The organism is Methylobacterium sp. FW306-05-D, from assembly GCF_058782155.1.
Genome location: NZ_JBYSXL010000006.1, coordinates 1 through 15,572 on the forward strand (window position 1 = coordinate 1; position 15,572 = coordinate 15,572).

The 15,572-nt window shown below is 71.8% G+C and carries 15 protein-coding genes and 1 riboswitch; of the genes, 9 read left to right on the forward strand and 6 right to left on the reverse strand.

The window, feature by feature from the left end:
• The 7 genes from phnH to phnN all read left to right on the forward strand — a co-directional run.
• A partial coding sequence (phnH, locus tag AC3WLN_RS04035) for a phosphonate C-P lyase system protein PhnH (protein WP_492479706.1) occupies positions 1 to 548 on the forward strand: 548 nt, incomplete at its 5' end.
• Positions 539 to 1,687 carry a carbon-phosphorus lyase complex subunit gene (locus tag AC3WLN_RS04040; protein ID WP_492479708.1) on the forward strand — a complete coding sequence of 383 codons (1,149 nt, stop codon included), beginning with the start codon at positions 539 to 541 and terminating at the stop codon, positions 1,685 to 1,687. The genes phnH and AC3WLN_RS04040, both read left to right, overlap by 10 nt.
• Complete coding sequence (locus AC3WLN_RS04045) at positions 1,684 to 2,604, forward strand: alpha-D-ribose 1-methylphosphonate 5-phosphate C-P-lyase PhnJ (protein ID WP_492479710.1); 921 nt, start codon at positions 1,684 to 1,686, stop codon at positions 2,602 to 2,604. The genes AC3WLN_RS04040 and AC3WLN_RS04045 overlap by 4 nt, the downstream gene beginning before the upstream one ends.
• Positions 2,604 to 3,374 (forward strand): phosphonate C-P lyase system protein PhnK, encoded by a 771-nt coding sequence (gene phnK, locus AC3WLN_RS04050; RefSeq protein WP_492479877.1) that lies wholly within the window; start codon positions 2,604 to 2,606, stop codon positions 3,372 to 3,374. The genes AC3WLN_RS04045 and phnK overlap by 1 nt, the downstream gene beginning before the upstream one ends.
• Positions 3,371 to 4,084, forward strand: coding sequence for a phosphonate C-P lyase system protein PhnL (phnL, locus tag AC3WLN_RS04055; RefSeq protein ID WP_492479712.1), 714 nt, complete (start codon positions 3,371 to 3,373; stop codon positions 4,082 to 4,084). The genes phnK and phnL overlap by 4 nt, the downstream gene beginning before the upstream one ends.
• 20 nt (positions 4,085 to 4,104) lie before the next feature.
• The gene (locus AC3WLN_RS04060) at positions 4,105 to 5,265 is read left to right on the forward strand and encodes an alpha-D-ribose 1-methylphosphonate 5-triphosphate diphosphatase (protein WP_492479714.1); all 1,161 of its coding nucleotides are present in this window, start codon (positions 4,105 to 4,107) and stop codon (positions 5,263 to 5,265) included.
• Complete coding sequence (gene phnN, locus AC3WLN_RS04065; RefSeq protein ID WP_492479716.1) at positions 5,265 to 5,801, forward strand: phosphonate metabolism protein/1,5-bisphosphokinase (PRPP-forming) PhnN; 537 nt, start codon at positions 5,265 to 5,267, stop codon at positions 5,799 to 5,801. The genes AC3WLN_RS04060 and phnN overlap by 1 nt, the downstream gene beginning before the upstream one ends.
• A gap of 122 nt (positions 5,802 to 5,923) precedes the next feature.
• Here phnN and pnp read toward each other — a convergent pair whose 3' ends face one another.
• The 3 genes from pnp to AC3WLN_RS04080 form a co-directional block, all read right to left on the reverse strand.
• A complete protein-coding gene (gene pnp / locus AC3WLN_RS04070) occupies positions 5,924 to 8,092 on the reverse strand; it encodes a polyribonucleotide nucleotidyltransferase (protein WP_492479718.1) in 2,169 nt (722 codons plus the stop codon).
• A gap of 208 nt (positions 8,093 to 8,300) precedes the next feature.
• Positions 8,301 to 8,570 (reverse strand): 30S ribosomal protein S15, encoded by a 270-nt coding sequence (rpsO, locus tag AC3WLN_RS04075; protein ID WP_055950756.1) that lies wholly within the window; start codon positions 8,568 to 8,570, stop codon positions 8,301 to 8,303.
• A 230-nt stretch (positions 8,571 to 8,800) separates the two neighbouring features.
• On the reverse strand, positions 8,801 to 9,856 hold the full coding sequence (locus AC3WLN_RS04080; protein WP_492479721.1) for a threonine aldolase family protein: 1,056 nt from the start codon (positions 9,854 to 9,856) through the stop codon (positions 8,801 to 8,803).
• Positions 9,857 to 9,920: 64 nt separating this feature from the next.
• A riboswitch (SAM-I-IV-variant riboswitch) is annotated at positions 9,921 to 10,034 on the reverse strand.
• 140 nt (positions 10,035 to 10,174) lie between these two features.
• On the opposite strand from AC3WLN_RS04080, the gene AC3WLN_RS04085 reads away from it, so the two are divergent.
• Positions 10,175 to 11,650, forward strand: coding sequence for an amino acid permease (locus AC3WLN_RS04085; protein ID WP_492479723.1), 1,476 nt, complete (start codon positions 10,175 to 10,177; stop codon positions 11,648 to 11,650).
• A 233-nt stretch (positions 11,651 to 11,883) separates the two neighbouring features.
• Here AC3WLN_RS04085 and AC3WLN_RS04090 read toward each other — a convergent pair whose 3' ends face one another.
• The 3 genes from AC3WLN_RS04090 to xth form a co-directional block, all read right to left on the reverse strand.
• Positions 11,884 to 12,525, reverse strand: coding sequence for a class I SAM-dependent methyltransferase (locus tag AC3WLN_RS04090; RefSeq protein ID WP_492479725.1), 642 nt, complete (start codon positions 12,523 to 12,525; stop codon positions 11,884 to 11,886).
• A complete protein-coding gene (locus AC3WLN_RS04095; RefSeq protein ID WP_492479726.1) occupies positions 12,522 to 13,769 on the reverse strand; it encodes a BtaA family protein in 1,248 nt (415 codons plus the stop codon). The genes AC3WLN_RS04090 and AC3WLN_RS04095 overlap by 4 nt, the downstream gene beginning before the upstream one ends.
• Before the next feature lie 76 nt (positions 13,770 to 13,845).
• A complete protein-coding gene (gene xth / locus AC3WLN_RS04100) occupies positions 13,846 to 14,655 on the reverse strand; it encodes an exodeoxyribonuclease III (protein ID WP_463777626.1) in 810 nt (269 codons plus the stop codon).
• A gap of 160 nt (positions 14,656 to 14,815) precedes the next feature.
• Here xth and AC3WLN_RS04105 point away from each other — a divergent pair, with 160 nt between their 5' ends.
• Entirely contained in the window at positions 14,816 to 15,568 is a 753-nt protein-coding gene (locus AC3WLN_RS04105; RefSeq protein ID WP_492479728.1) for a lysophospholipid acyltransferase family protein, read from the forward strand.
• Positions 15,569 to 15,572 lie beyond the last annotated feature (4 nt).

A 15,572-nucleotide genomic window follows, 5' to 3' on the forward strand; every position in this document is an offset into this window, starting at 1 on the left:
CCCTCACCCCCGAGCTCGCGGCCCTGGCCCTGGCGCTCACCGATGCCGAGACGCCGGTCTGGCTCGATGCGCCGCTGCGGGGCGAACCGGCGGTCGCCGCCTTCCTGCGCTTCCACACCGGGGCGCCCCTGGTCGCCAATCCCGGACAGGCGGCCTTCGCGCTGATCGCCGATCCCGCCCGCTGCCCGGCCTTCACGGCTTTCGCGCAGGGGACCCCCGCCTACCCGGACGCCTCCGCCACCCTGATCCTCGCCGTCGAGACCCTCTCCGACGGGGCCGGGCAGGCTTTCACGGGGCAGGTTTTCGCGGGAGCCGGCATCCGCGGCACGGCGCGGCTCGCCGCCGGGCCCCTGCCCGCCGACTGGGCCGCGCGCTGGGCCGCCAACCATGCGGGCTTCCCCCTGGGGATCGACTGCCTTCTCGTCGCGCCGGGCCGCCTCGCCGGGTTGCCGCGCTCGGCCCGGCCCGTCGCCGAGTCTCTCTCCGGGTCGGAGGCCCTTTCGGGTTCGGAGGCCCTCCCGGGTTCGAAGGCTCTGCCATGTACGTAGCCGTGAAGGGCGGCGAGGCCGCCATCGACAACGCCCACCGGCTCCTGGCCGAGGTCCGGCGCGGCGACCCGGCCGTGCCCGAGCTTACCGTGGCGCAGATCCGCGAGCAGATGCGCCTCCTCGTCGACCGGGTGATGACCGAGGGCTCCCTCTACGATCCGGATCTGGCCGCCCTCGCCCTGAAGCAGGCCCGGGGCGACGTGGTGGAGGCGGTGTTCCTGGTGCGGGCCTACCGCACCACCCTGCCGCGCTTCGGCGCCACCGAGCCGGTCGACACCGGCGCGATGACGCTGGCGCGGCGCATCTCCGCCACCTTCAAGGACCTGCCCGGCGGGCAGGTGCTGGGCCCGACCTTCGACTACACCCACCGCCTCGTGGATTTCGGCCTGGCCGACGGAGATTCGCCCGGCCGCGGCCCCGATCCCGCCGCCGAGGCGGAGCCGGAGGCCGATGCCGACGCCTGCCCGCGGGTCACCGACCTCCTGGGCCAGGCGGGCCTGCTGGAACCCTCGCCCCCGGACGCGGGCGCCCCCGTGGGCGACCTCACCCGCGAGCCGGTGGACTACCCCGCCGACCGCGCGGTGCGGCTCCAGGGGCTGGCCCGGGGCGACGAGGGCTTTCTCCTCGCCCTCGGCTACTCGACGCAGCGCGGCTACGGCCGCACCCATCCCTTCGTCGGCGAGATCCGGGTCGGGGCGGTGGAGCTCGCCTTCATCCCGGAGGAGCTCGGCTTTCCGGTCGGCCTCGGCACGGTCGAACTGACCGAGTGCCAGATGATCAACCAGTTCCACGGCCACGGCGCGGTGCCGCCGCAATTCACCCGCGGCTACGGCCTCGTCTTCGGCCAGGGCGAGCGCAAGGCCATGGCCATGGCGCTGGTGGACCGCTCGCTGCGGGCGGCCGAGCTCGGCGAGGCCGTGGCGGTGCCGGCCCAGGACCAGGAATTCGTGCTGGCCCATTGCGACAGCCTGCAGGCGACGGGCTTCGTCGAGCACATGAAGCTGCCGCACTACGTCGACTTCCAGGCCGAGCTCGAACTGGTGCGGCGCCTGCGCGCCGAGCACGCCGCCCGGGCGGCCGCGCCGGCCGCGCCCGAATCGGACGCAGACGAATCCCCCCTGCGGGAGGCCGCCGAATGAACCCACCCAATCCCGCCGCGGCGCCCGCGACGGCCGCCGTCACCGTCCCGGCCGGCGCCGGCTACAACTTCGCCTATCTCGACGAGGGCACGAAGCGGATGATCCGCCGGGCCATCCTCAAGGCCATCGCGATCCCCGGCTACCAGGTGCCCTTCGCCGCCCGCGAGATGCCGATGCCCTACGGCTGGGGCACCGGCGGCGTGCAGGTCACCGCCGCGATCCTGGGCGCCGCCGACGTGCTCAAGGTGATCGACCAGGGCGCCGACGACACCACCAACGCGGTCTCGATCCGGCGCTTCTTCACCGCCACCGCGGGCATCGCCACGACGACCCGGACGGCCGAGGCCACGGTGATCCAGACCCGCCACCGCATCCCCGAGGCGCCGCTGGCCGAGGGGCAGGTCCTCGTCTACCAGGTGCCGATCCCCGAGCCCCTGCGCTTCCTCGAGCCGCGCGAGACCGAGACGCGCCAGCTCCACGCGCTCGCCGAGTACGGCCTCATGCACGTGAAGCTCTACGAGGACATCGCCCGCCACGGCCACATCGCCACCACCTACGCCTATCCGGTGGAGGTGGCCGGCCGCTACGTGATGGACCCCTCCCCGACCCCGAAATTCGACAACCCCAAGATGGACGACTGCCCCGCCCTCCAGCTCTTCGGGGCCGGCCGCGAGAAGCGCATCTACGCGATCCCGCCCTACACGCGGGTGCGCAGCCTCGACTTCGAGGACCATCCCTTCCGGGTCCAGCGCTTCGACCGCCCCTGCGCCCTCTGCGGCGCGGAGGGCGTCTATCTCGACGAGGTCGTCCTCGACGATGCCGGCGGGCGGATGTTCGTCTGCTCGGACACCGATCATTGCGAGACCCGCCTTGGTGAGACCCGCCGCGCCGACGGCCAGACCGGAGAGGCCGCGTGATGGAACCGCTCCTGACCGTCGAGGGCCTGACCAAGCGCTACGGCCGCCGCCTCGCCTGCGACGGCATCGGCTTCACCCTCGACCCCGGCGAGGTCCTGGCGGTGGTCGGCGAATCGGGCTCCGGCAAGTCGACCCTGCTCTCGCTCGTCGCCGGCGAGGTCGCGGCCGATGCGGGCTCCGTCGCCTACCGCATGCGCGACGGCGCCACGCGCGACCTCGACACCCTGAGCCTGGTCGAGCGGCGCGCGCTGATGCGCACCGACTGGGGGTTCGTGCGCCAGGACGCCACGCAGGGCCTGCGCATGGCGGTCTCGGCCGGGGGCAATGTCGGCGAGCGCCTGATGGGGGTGGGCGAGCGCCATTACGGCCGCATCCGCGCCACCGCCCTCGACTGGCTCGCCCGCGTCGAGATCGCCCCCGACCGGATCGACGACCCGCCGACGCGCTTCTCCGGCGGCATGCGCCAGCGCCTGCAGATCGCCCGCAACCTCGTCACCGCGCCCCGCCTGGTGCTCATGGACGAGCCGACCTCGGGCCTCGACGTCTCGGTCCAGGCCCGCCTCCTCGACCTGATCCGGGGGCTGGTGGCCGAGCTCGGCCTCGCGGTCATCATCGTCACCCACGACCTCGCCGTGGCGCGCCTGCTCTCGCACCGCGTCCTCGTCATGCGGGCGGGCCGGGTGATCGAGACCGGCCTGACCGACCAGGTCCTCGACGATCCCCAGGCCGCCTACACCCAGCTCCTCGTCTCCTCGGTGCTCGCCGCATGACGCCCTCCTCTCCTCTCCTGGCCTTCGAGGACGTGGGCAAGAGCTTCACCCTGCATCTGCGCGGCGGCGCCGTGCTGCCGGTGATCGCCGGCGCCACCCTGGCGGTCCATCCGGGCGAGTGCGTCGTGCTCGGCGGCGCCTCCGGCGCGGGCAAGTCCTCCCTGCTGAAGATGGCCTACGGCCATTACCGCTGCGCCGCCGGGGCGATCCGGGTCCGCGATCGCGCCCGCATCGTCGACCTCGCCACGGCCGCGCCGCGGGAGATCCTGGGCCTGCGCCGCACCACCCTCGCCTACGTCTCGCAGTTCCTGCGGGTGATTCCCCGGGTCGGCGCCCGCGCCGTGGTGGAGGCCGCCGGCCTCGAGGGCGGCCTCGACGCCGCGGCGGCCCGGACCCGGGCGGCCGACCTCCTGGCCCGCCTCGACCTGCCCGAGCGCCTGTGGGCGCTCCCGCCCGCCACCTTCTCGGGGGGCGAGCAGCAGCGGGTGAACATCGCCCGGGGCCTGATCGCCGACCGGCCGATCCTGCTCATGGACGAGCCCACCGCCTCCCTCGACGCGAAGAACCGCGCCGTGGTGGTGGAGCTCATCGCCGAGAAGCGGGCCGCCGGCACCGCCATCCTCGGCATCTTCCACGACGCGGACGTCCGCGCGGCGGTGGCGACGCGCATCGTCGACGTCTCGACCTTCCGCGGGACGCTGGCGGCATGATTCGGGATCGGGAACAGAGCATGCGGGACCAGGCGAGCCTGATGGACCGGGTCGCGATCCTCGAGAACGCGCGCCTCGTCCTGCCCGACCGGGTCGAGGAGGGCTGGCTCGCAATGGTCGACGGGCGCATCGCCGAGATCGGCACCGGCCGCGCCCCCGAGCGCGGCCTCGACTGCGCCGGCGACACCGTCATCCCGGGCCTCGTCGAGCTCCACACCGACCACCTGGAGAGCCACTACGCCCCGCGCCCCGGCGTGCGCTGGCATCCCCTCGGGGCGGTGCTGGCCTACGACGCGCAGATCGCGGCGTCGGGCATCACCACGGTGTTCGATTCGCTGCGCGCCGGCACCGACCCGGACGGCAGCGGCCTCGGCACCGAGCTCACCCTGCTCGCCGGCGCCCTGGCGGAGGCGCAGGAGGCCGGCCTGTTCCGGGCCGAGCACCGCACGCACCTGCGCTGCGAGATTCCCTCGACCGACGTGGTCGAGACCGTGCAGGCCTTCGCCGAGCGCTACGCCATCGGCCTGCTGTCGCTGATGGACCACACGCCGGGCCAGCGCCAGTTCCGTGACGTCGACAAGTACTACGTGTATGCCGGGCGCGGCGGCCGCTCCCTGGAGGAGATCAAGCGCAACACCGAGCGCAAGATGCGCGACGGCCGCGCCCTCAACGCGGTCAACCGTCCCGCCCTGGTGGCGCTCGCCCATGCGCGCGGCATCCCCCTCGCCAGCCACGACGACACCACCCTGGCGGACGTCGCGCTGTCGCGGGACGAATCGGTGGTGCTCGCCGAGTTCCCCACCACCCTGGAGGCCGCCGAGGCCTCGCACGCGGCCGGCATCACCGTGATGATGGGAGCCCCCAACCTGATCCGGGGCGGCTCGCATTCCGGCAACGTCGCGGCCCACACCCTGGCGGAGGCCGGCACCCTCAGCATCCTGTCCTCGGATTACGTGCCGGCGAGCCTGCTGATGGCGGCCTTCGGGCTGCCCGAGCGCGTCCCCGGCATCACCCTGCCCCAGGCCGTCGCCACCGTCACCGCCAACCCCGCCCGCGCCACCGGCCTGGTCGATCGGGGCCGCCTCGATCCCGGCCTGCGCGCCGACCTCGTCCGCGTCCGCCTCGCCCGCGGCGTGCCGGTGGTGCGCCAGGTCTGGCGCGCCGGCGAACGGGTGGTGTGATGCCCGGCGGCTTCGTCCTGGTGGTTGGCCCGAGCGGGGCCGGCAAGGACACTCTCCTGCGCCTGGCGCGGGATGCGCTCGGCCCGGATCCACGCTTCGTCTTCCCGCGCCGCCTCGTCACCCGGGCACCGTCGGCCCACGAGGACAACATCGCCCTCACGGAGGAGGCCTTCACCGAAGGCGCCGCCGCCGGCGCCTTCGCCCTGCACTGGCGGGCGCACGGTCTCGGCTACGCGATCCCCGGCGAGACCCGAGACCAGGCGCGGTCCGGACGGGTGGTGATCTGCAACGTCTCCCGCCGGATCGTGGGGCTGGCCCGGGAGACCCTGCCGCATGTCGGCGTCGTCGCCATCACGGCAGCGCCCGAGGTGCTGGCCCGGCGCCTCGCCGCCCGGGCCCGGCCCGAGGACGGCGACCTGCGCACCCGCCTCGACCGCGTCGTCACGATCGAGGCCGAGTGCACGATCTGGAACGATCGCGACCCGGACAGCGCCGCCGCCCTGCTGGTCGCACACCTGCAGGAGCGGGCGGCCTGACCTCCGGCCGATCGCGGGTTCCGTCGTCGTCCAAACGAGAAGAGCGCGGTCCCGCCAGGGCCGCGCTCTTCTCGTTTCAACGGTCCGGCCGGGCGCTCGCGCACCCGGCCGGACCCGGCGGCTCACGCCTCCTGGCGGGGTCCGCGGGCGCGGTCCTGCTCGGCGTTGCGCTCGGCCTTGAGCTTCTCGGTGATGTCCTCGCCGGTCTCCTGGTCGACGACCTTCATCGAGAGGCGGATCTTGCCGCGGTCGTCCTGGCCGAGGAACTTCACCTTGACCTTCTGGCCCTCCTTGACGACGTCCGTCACCTTGGCGACCCGCTGCGCGGCGAGCTCCGAGATGTGGACGAGACCGTCCTTGGCGCCGAAGAAGTTCACGAAGGCGCCGAACTCCATCGTCTTTACGACGGTGCCGTCATAGATCATGCCCGGCTCGGCCTCCGCCACGATCGAGCGAATCCAGTTGTAGGCGGCCTTGATGGCCTTGCCGTCGCTGGAGGCGATCTTCACCGTGCCGGTGTCGTCGATGTTGATCTTGGCGCCGGTCTTCTCGACGATCTCGCGGATCACCTTGCCGCCGGTGCCGATCACTTCCCGGATCTTGTCGGTGGGGATCTGCATGGTCTCGATGCGGGGCGCGTACTCGCCGAGCTCCGGACGGGCATCGGTGAGCGCCTTCGACATCTCGCCGAGGATGTGGACGCGGCCTTCCTGCGCCTGGTGCAGGGCGACCTTCATGATCTCCTCGGTGATTCCGGCGATCTTGATGTCCATCTGCAGGGAGGTGATGCCGGACTCGGTGCCCGCCACCTTGAAGTCCATGTCGCCGAGGTGATCCTCGTCGCCGAGAATGTCGGACAGCACGGCGTAGCGCTCACCCTCGAGGATGAGGCCCATGGCGATGCCCGCCACCGGACGGCGCAGGGGCACGCCGGCATCCATCAGCGACAGCGAGGCGCCGCAGACGGAGGCCATCGAGGAGGAGCCGTTCGACTCGGTGATCTCGGACACGACGCGGATCGTGTACGGGAACTCGTGGGCCGGCGGCAGCACGGGATGCACGGCGCGCCAGGCGAGCTTGCCGTGGCCGATCTCGCGACGGCCCGGGGAGCCCATGCGGCCGGTCTCGCCCACCGAGTAGGGGGGGAAGTTGTAGTGCAGCAGGAAGGTCTCCTTGTAGGTACCTTCCAGCGCGTCGATGAACTGCTCGTCCTCGCCGGTGCCGAGGGTGGCGACCACGAGGGCCTGGGTCTCGCCGCGGGTGAACAGGGCGGAGCCATGGGCGCGGGGCAGCACGCCGACCTGGGACTCGATCGGGCGCACGGTGCGCACGTCGCGGCCGTCGATGCGCGAGCCGGTGTCGAGGATGTTCCAGCGCACGACCTTCGACTGCGCTTCCTTGAACGCGGCCTTGACCTTCTCGGCCGGGAACTTCTCGGCGCCCTCGGCGCAGAGGGCGGCCATCACCTTCGCCTTCACGGCGTCGACGGCGGCGTAGCGCTCCTGCTTGACGGTGTTCTTGTAGGCGGCGCGGAGATCCGCCTCGCAGACCTCCAGCACGGCGGCTTCCACATCGCCGTTCTCGGGCGCGGAGAAGTTGCGGGGCTCCTTGGCGGCCTTCTCGGCGAGGCGGATGATCGCCTCGATGACCGGCTGGAAGTGCTTGTGGCCGAACATCACGGCGCCGAGCATGACCTCTTCGTCGAGCTCCTTGGCCTCGGACTCGACCATCAGGACGGCGTCCTGGGTGCCGGCGACGACGAGGTCGAGGGTCGAGGCCTCGAGGTCGGCCACGTGCGGGTTCAGGGTGTACTGGCCGTTGGCGTAGCCGACGCGGGCGGCGCCGATCGGGCCCATGAAGGGCACGCCCGACAGGGTCAGGGCGGCGGAGGCCGCGACCATCGCGAGGATGTCGGGATCGTTCTCGAGGTCGTGGGTCAGTACGGTGACGACGACCTGGGTGTCGTTGCGCCAGCCCTCGACGAAGAGGGGGCGGATCGGGCGGTCGATGAGGCGGGAGACCAGGGTCTCCTTCTCGGACGGACGGCCCTCGCGCTTGAAGTAGCCGCCGGGAATGCGGCCGGCGGCGTAGGCGCGCTCCTGGTAGTTCACGGTCAGCGGCAGGAAGTCGATGCCGGCCTTGGGCTCCTTGGCGGACACGACGGTGGCCAGCACCGAGGTCTCGCCGTAGGTCGCCATCACGGCGCCGTCGGCCTGGCGGGCGACCTTGCCCGTCTCGAGGATGAGCTTGCGGTCGCCCCACATCAGCTCTTCGCGTTGGATATCGAACATATTCTCACCTTCCTGCGGTCGGGCGAACCCGGCGCCGCCAGGGGCAAGATGGCAGGGGGCGCCGCATGCCGCGCCCCCCGCGATCCTGTCCCCGACGCATCCGCCTTCAAGTCGCCCGGGTCTTCGGGTGGCCGGACCCATTCCGGCAGCCCGAACTGTCAAAACGCGGCCCCGGGCCGGGCCCGGAACCGCGTGGGAGTCGCTGTGCTTAGCGGCGGATGCCGAGACGCTCGATGAGGCTGCGGTAGCGGGCCTCGTCCTTGCGCTTGACGTAGTCGAGCAGCGAGCGGCGCTGCGAGACCATCTTCAGGAGGCCGCGGCGGGAGTGGTTGTCCTTGCCGTGGGTCTTGAAGTGGCCGGTCAGGTTGGTGATCCGCTCGGTGAGGATCGCCACCTGGACCTCCGGAGAACCGGTGTCCTTGCCGCCGGTCGCGTATTCCTTGATGAGCGCGGTCTTGCGCTCTGCCGTGATCGACATCGCAGTGCCTTTCGGTACGGGTTTTCGAAAAAGGGCGGCCTCGTCGCGAGGACCGCGCCACGCTCGTGGAAGGCCGGTGCCGGGATGTCGTCCAGCACGGTCAGGGCCACAAGCAGCTTGTGCCCCGGCCCCGTTCGCACGGGTCGGAGCGGCGCGGACCATACACGAAACCCGCCCCGGCGCCAGCCCTCGGGGTGTCGCGGTCCCGCGCGGAGACGTTTCAAGGGGGCTCAGGCCGCGGCGGCCTCGGTGCCGGCCACGGCCCGGATGTCGCTGGCCAGGGCCTCGATCCGGACGGGGTCCGAATCCCACGCGAACATGAAGCGGGCGCCCCCGCCGATGAAGGTGTAGAAGCGCCAGCCCCGGGCGCGCAGAGCCTCGAGGTGATCGGGTGCGGCGCACAGGAACACCGCGTTGGCCTCCACCGGGAACATCAGCGTGAAGGCGCTCACGTCCGCCACGGCCGCGGCGAGGCGCTGCGCGCAGGCATTCGCGTGGGCCGCGTGGCGCAGCCAGGCCCCATCCTCCAGCACGCCGACCCAGGGGGCCGAGAGGAAGCGCATCTTCGAAGCGAGCTGTCCGGCCTGCTTGCAGCGGTAGCCGAAATCCTCCGCCAGCGCGGCCTCGAAGAACAGGATCGCCTCGCCGGCCGCCATGCCGTTCTTGGTGCCTCCGAAACAGAGGAGATCGACGCCCACCTTCCAGGTCATGTCGGCGGGGCTGCAGCCGAGGCTGGCGCAGGCATTGGCGAAGCGCGCCCCGTCCATGTGCAGGCGCAGACCGAGGTCCCGGCAGGTGGCGGCGATCGCCCGGATCTCGGCGAGGCTGTAGAGCTGACCCGTCTCGGTGGGCTGAGTGATCGTCACCACCCGGGGCTTCGGGAAATGGATGTCCGAGCGACCCGTGGCGACGCTCCGGATCAGGGCCGGATTCAGCTTGCCGTCGGGGCTCGCCACCACGAGGAGCTTCGACCCGTTGGAGAAGAATTCGGGGGCGCCGCACTCGTCGGTCTCGACATGGGCCGAGGCCGAGCAGATCACGCTGTGATAGGATTGGCAGAGCGAGGCCAGCGCCAGGGCGTTGGCGGCGGTACCGTTGAACGCGAAGAACACCTCCGCGGAGTCCGTCTCGAACAGGCTCCGGAACGCATCGGCCGCCCGCTTCGTCCACGGGTCCTCGCCATAGGCCGGCACCGATCCCCGGTTGGCCGCCTCCATCGCGGCCCAGGCCTCGGGACAGATGCCGGCGTAGTTGTCACTCGCGAATTGCTGGGGTTCGGGGGGCATGGCTCGTTCTCGTCTGGCATGGTCCGCATCCGGAGCGCGGCGATCGACCGAGACAGAGATATGGCGAAGCCCGTTTGGTTGCCGGTCCGGCCACATCCCCACCCGTCTTGCGGAGGGTGCCACCTTGCCCGGGAAGGCAGGTTGGCGTCAGGGATCGCCCCGACTCTTGATGCTGGACGCTCCCGTACCAGAGAGTCCGAATCCTGACAACACGGGCAGGTTGTCGCTCGCCGCACGGACCGACCCGACGTCGGACACCCCTGGCGCGGGATTTGCGCCAATTGGCCTGCGATCTACCGCCAAGCGAAGGTCCGGCCGATGACGGTCAGCAGTCCCACCGCGCGCAAATCCGTCACCGACATCCTGGCGGACGCCGAAGAGGGCGGCGAGGCCGCGCGCCTGCCGCGCGCCCTCTCGGCCTTCGACCTCGTGGCGCTCGGCGTCGGAGCCACGATCGGGGCGGGCATCTTCGTCCTGACCGGCACGGCGGCCGCGAACTATGCCGGTCCGGGCCTGACCCTGTCCTTCGTCCTCGGCGGCATCGCCTGTGGATTCGTTGCCCTCTGCTACGCCGAACTCGCCGCGATGGTGCCGGCGCCGGGCAGCACCTACACCTATGCCTACGCAACCCTGGGCGAGGCCTGCGCCTGGATCATCGGCTGGGACCTCGTCCTCGAATACGCGATGAGCGCAGCCACCGTGGCGGTGGGCTGGTCGGGCTACGTCCGCTCGCTCCTCGGCGATGCCGGCCTGCACCTGCCGCCGTCGCTCACGGCGGCCCCCTTCACCACCCTGCCCGGCGGCGCAACCGCATGGTTCGATCTGCCGGCGGCAGCCATCATCGGCGCGCTGACCCTGCTTCTCGTGCGCGGCAATCGCGAATCGACCCGGGTGAACGCCGTGATGGTGGCGATCAAGGTCGCGATCATCCTGGCCTTCGTCGGGGTGGGTGCCGCCCACGTGGATGTGGGCCTGTGGTCGCCCCTGGTGCCGGAGAACACCGGCACCTTCGGAGCGTTCGGCTGGAGCGGGGTCCTGCGCGGGGCCGGCGTGGTCTTCTTCGCCTTCATCGGCTTCGAGACGATCTCGACGGCGGCGGGCGAAACGCGCCGCCCCCAGCGCGACGCACCGATCGGGCTCCTCGGGTCACTGGCGATCAGCACGGTGCTCTACGTGGCGGTGGCGGCGGTGCTCACCGGCCTCGTCCCCTATCGGGCCCTCGACGTGCCCGATCCCATCGCCAAGGCGGTGGAGGCGATCGGCTTCGGCGCCTTCGCGGTGGCGATCAAGATCGGGGCGATCCTCGGCCTGACCACGGCGGCACTCGCCGCCCTCTACGGGCAGGCCCGGATCTTCTACGCGTTGGCGCGGGACGGGTTGCTGCCGCCGGCCTTCGCCCGGGTGCATCCGCGCTTCCGGACGCCGGCGACCAGCCAGATCGCCATCGGCGCGGTGACCGCCCTGGTCGCGGGCCTGGTCCCGATCGACCTGCTGGGCGAACTGGTGAGCATCGGCACCCTCTTCGCCTTCCTGGTGATCTGCACGGCCGTGCTGGTGCTGCGCCGGACGGACCCGGCGCGGCCCCGCCCCTTCCGGGTTCCGGGCGTGCCGGTGGTGCCGGTCCTCGGCATCCGGTCCTGCCTCGGGCTGATGCTCGGGCTACCCGGGGACACTTGGCTGCGGCTCGCCCTGTGGCTCGTCGTGGGCCTGGCGATCTACTTCGGCTACGGCCGACGGGCGGCGCGCCTGCGCCGGATGGGCACGCCGGGCCAGCAGGTGGTCCCGGCGCGCTGACACTCAGGAGTAGTGGCGCGGGCTCGGACGGCCGGAATAGCGCCGGCGCAGGTAGGAGACGAGCTTGGGGAGCAGGAAGGCGACGAGGAGCTTGCGCATCAGAAAACCTCCGGTTGGTGTGGGCGGCCTGGAAGCCGCCGCGTCGCAAACCCAATGCGGGGTCGGGCCCGGGCGTTCCGGAGCCGGCTGAATCAATCCGCGGTCGCTGACCGGCGAAAGCGTGCCGCGCCGCCTCAGCGCGCGATCACCGCGTGCACGCAGTAGCCCGCGAAGCGCCGGTGCACCCGCGCCTCCGCGCCGAGGGCCGAGGCGACATCCGCGATCGTCTGCGGCAAGGCTGCCCGCGGCGTCACCGAAAATGCCGCCAGCCAGCGGTTCAGGACAACGCGGACGGGTCGCGGCAGGCCGGTCTGATCGCCGAAATCCACGACGTGGAGCTGGCCGTCCGGCGCGAGGTGTCCGGCGGCCTCGGCCAGCACGCGCTCCCAGGGCGGGATCATCGACAGAGCGTAGGAAATCACGATCCGGTCGAAGCGCGACCGTCCGAACAGCGCCTCCGGATCGAAGGCGGTGGCGTCCCCGCACGCGAGGCGGATGCGGGGTTCGAGCCCGGCACAGGCCACGCTGCGGGCGGCTGTCGCCAGCATCGCCGCCGAGACGTCGAGGCCGTGGCAGGCCGCTTCGGGGTAGGTCCGGGCGATGTGCACGAGGTTGCGCCCAGTGCCGCAGCCGATCTCCAGCACGGCGCCGCCCGCTGGCACGGCGAGCCCCGCGATGACCCCATCGCGCCCGAGGAGATAGAACTTGCGGCTGGCGTCGTAGAGATGGCGCTGGCGCCGGTACATCCGGTCCATCGCGTCCGCGGCGTCGCTCACGCGGCACGCAGGCGGTAGAGGTGGAAGCCGCCGTAGATCGCCGAGCGGTCGCGGGCCTGTCCCGCGCGGCTCTCGGCCTCGGCATAGTCCCAGGCCTCCAGGATCGCGTCCGGTATCCGGCCCGGCAGGCAGCGCTCGTCGGCGGCCGTGCGGAAGATGACCCGCGCCCCCGGCCGGGCGGTGCGGGTGATCTCGGTCCACAGGGCGGTCAGGTCCGCGTCGCTCATCCAGTCCTGCGCGTCGAGGAGCACGTAGGCATCGGCGCTCCGGTCCGGGCTGCCGGCCAGGAATGCGGTCATCGACTGCTGGCGGTAGCTCACCCGCCCGGCCCGGGCTCGCAGGGCCTCGAAGTGACCCGGCTGCAGGTAGGGCGGCAGCGCGGCGTCGGGACCCGGCGCGTAGCCGCGGCCGAAGGCCTGCCAGGCGAAGTAGTTGTCGGCGAGGTCGAAATCGCAGGCGAGGCGCTCCAGACGATGGCGCAGGACGTCGACCATGCCGCCCGGCCGGTCCTGGGCGAGGGTGCGATACTGGGCCGGCGGGATTCCGAGGCCGTAGAGGGAGGCCGGACGCCGGATCAGCCAGCGTATGAGGCGCTTCTCGAACAGCGGCGCGACGTGCGCGTCGAACAGGACGCGTTGTTCGGCCCTGTCGCGGGCCTTGAGGACGGCGGAGAGGTCGCAGCCGTAGAATCGGGCCAGCCGGTGTCCGGTCCCGATGAAGCGTCCGAGCAGGCCGTGCCGGAAGACGTTCTCGGAGAAGGCGGCGATGCGCCGGCGTCCGTCGAGGCGCCGGGCCTCCCAGTAGGCCCGCGCGGAGGCATCGAGGTGGGGCGCGATCTGCGCATCGTACGCAGCGATGTTGTCGGCCGTGTCGGCGCGCCCGAAGAAGCGTCGGTAGGCCGCTGAATCGGGCAGGCGCGTCAGGGCCGCGAGCTTGAGCCGTCCCAGGGCGACATGGGCCCCGTTGAGATCGACCGCGCTGATTCGCGCCGGATCCGCGGTGAGGTAGGACAGCACGTTGCAGCTGCCCGAGGCGATGGCGACGACATGATCCTCCGGCCCCAGGGCCAGGGCCTCCATGTCGACCGCCGGATCCTCCCAGATCTGGGGGTAGACCAGCCCGCTGAAGGCCAGCGTGAACAGCCGCTCCGACAGGCCGGCGCGGGACAGGGCCCGGCTGCGGTGCACGGCCTGGGTCAGGCCGAGGCTGGTTTCGCGGCGAACCGCCCGTGCGGCAGGATTCATGCGGGCTCTCGGGCTGTCCATCGGGGATGATGGACGCCGCCCCTACGCCCCGCGCATGACCGGCCGGTGACAGCCCTCACAGCTCCAGGGTCAGCGTCACCGGCGCGTGGTCCGAGGGGCGATCCCAGCCCCGGACGTGGCGGGCCACCGTCATGTCGCGCACCGTGCCGGCGAGGTCGGGGGAGACCCAGGCATGGTCGAGGCGCCGGCCCTTGTCGGCGGCCGCCCAGTCGGGGGAGCGGTAGCTCCACCACGTGTAGATCTTCGTCGGTTCCGGCACGAGCAGGCGGGCGGCGTCGATCCAGCCCGCCTCGCCCCGGAGGGTCTCGAGCCGCTCGGTCTCGACGGGGGTGTGGCTCACCACGTCGAGGAGTTGCTTGTGCGACCAGACATCGTGCTCCAGGGGCGCCACGTTGAGGTCGCCCACCAGGATCGCCGGGCCCTTCACCCGCTGCCCACCCCAGGCGCGCAGCGCATCGAGGAAGTCGAGCTTGTGGGCGAATTTCGGATTGAGATTCCGGTCGGGGACGTCGCCGCCGGCGGGCACGTAGAAATCATGCAGCGCGATCCCGGCCGCCTTGCCTGCCTCCGGCCCCAGCACTGCCGAGATGTGGCGCGCGTCCTGGCGCTCGCAGAACGCCATCACGTCCCGGGTGACGAGGGGGAAGCGCGAGAGGATCGCGACGCCGTTATAGCCCTTCTGGCCGGCGAAGACGACGTGCTCGTAGCCCGAGCCGCGCAGGGCCTTGAGGGGAAATGCATCGTCCGGACACTTCGTCTCCTGCAGACAGAGGACGTCGGGCTGCGCTTCGGCCAGGAAGCGCAGGACCGAGTCGATGCGCAGGCGCACCGAGTTGATGTTCCAGGTGGTGACGGTCAGGCGCACGGCGTTCGGCTCGCGTGAAACTGGAAAATGTTTAAAGGATCGTGCGCGCGTCGGCGCGGCGGGCCGGCATAGACCGGATCGCCGCGCCCGTCGCCGGAAAATGCTGCGCTGGGAGCTCGCGATCCGTGCGGGCTCCGGGCGAGATCGAGGGATCGTCACCGTGTCGCGCATCCGTTCCGCGCTCTTCAATGCCTACTGGGCCGGCTGGACCGCCCTGTTCATCATCCCGCTGGCGGTCCTCGCCCTGCTGGGCGCGCCGGCGCGGCCCATCCGCGCCTTCACCCGGCTCTGGTCGCGGGGCATCCTCTTCGGCCTCGCCCGCATCGTCGGGCTCACCTACGTCGAGGAGGGCCGCACCCGCATCCCGGACGAGCCCTGCCTCATCGTGGCCAACCACCAGTCGGCCTGGGAGACCCTGGCCTTCCTCGTGCTGGTGCCGAACGTCGCCATCGTGGCCAAGCGCGAGCTGGTGGCGATCCCCATCGTCGGCTGGTTCCTGCGCCGCTCACCGATGATCATCATCGATCGGGCCAACGGCACCCAGGCCCTGCGGGTGATGATCGACGAGAGCCGCGCGGCGATCGCTCAGGGGCGCTCGGTGCTGATGTTTCCCGAGGGGACCCGTGGCGGCATCGCCGAGCCGGTCCAGTTCAAGCGCGGCGTCGAGCTGCTCTACGCCAAGCTCGGCCTGCCGGTGCTGCCGGTGGCGGTGAATTCCGGTCTGTACTGGCCCCATGGAGGCGCCCGCCACAGCCCCGGTGCCGTCACGGTGAGCTACTTGCCCCCCCTGCCCCCCGGCCTGAGCGGCGCCGAGTTCATGCGCGGCACGCAAGGAGCGATCGACTCCGAACTGAATCGCTGGCGTGACCCTGCCGTGCCGGCGGCCTCGACGCTGCAGGCCGAGACTTCGTAGGGGG

What these genes read in the sequence shown, in the direction of transcription:
- phnN (WP_492479716.1), top strand. Translation starts at nt 5,265, where the DNA reads ATGCCCGGCGGCTTCGTCCTGGTGGTTGGCCCGAGCGGGGCCGGCAAG.
- phnL (WP_492479712.1), top strand. Translation starts at nt 3,371, where the DNA reads ATGACGCCCTCCTCTCCTCTCCTGGCCTTCGAGGACGTGGGCAAGAGC.
- AC3WLN_RS04095 (WP_492479726.1), bottom strand. Translation starts at nt 13,769, where the DNA reads ATGAATCCTGCCGCACGGGCGGTTCGCCGCGAAACCAGCCTCGGCCTG.
- pnp (WP_492479718.1), bottom strand. Translation starts at nt 8,092, where the DNA reads ATGTTCGATATCCAACGCGAAGAGCTGATGTGGGGCGACCGCAAGCTC.
- AC3WLN_RS04040 (WP_492479708.1), top strand. Translation starts at nt 539, where the DNA reads ATGTACGTAGCCGTGAAGGGCGGCGAGGCCGCCATCGACAACGCCCAC.
- AC3WLN_RS04085 (WP_492479723.1), top strand. Translation starts at nt 10,175, where the DNA reads ATGACGGTCAGCAGTCCCACCGCGCGCAAATCCGTCACCGACATCCTG.
- AC3WLN_RS04060 (WP_492479714.1), top strand. Translation starts at nt 4,105, where the DNA reads ATGCGGGACCAGGCGAGCCTGATGGACCGGGTCGCGATCCTCGAGAAC.
- AC3WLN_RS04045 (WP_492479710.1), top strand. Translation starts at nt 1,684, where the DNA reads ATGAACCCACCCAATCCCGCCGCGGCGCCCGCGACGGCCGCCGTCACC.
- rpsO (WP_055950756.1), bottom strand. Translation starts at nt 8,570, where the DNA reads ATGTCGATCACGGCAGAGCGCAAGACCGCGCTCATCAAGGAATACGCG.
- phnK (WP_492479877.1), top strand. Translation starts at nt 2,604, where the DNA reads ATGGAACCGCTCCTGACCGTCGAGGGCCTGACCAAGCGCTACGGCCGC.
- AC3WLN_RS04080 (WP_492479721.1), bottom strand. Translation starts at nt 9,856, where the DNA reads ATGCCCCCCGAACCCCAGCAATTCGCGAGTGACAACTACGCCGGCATC.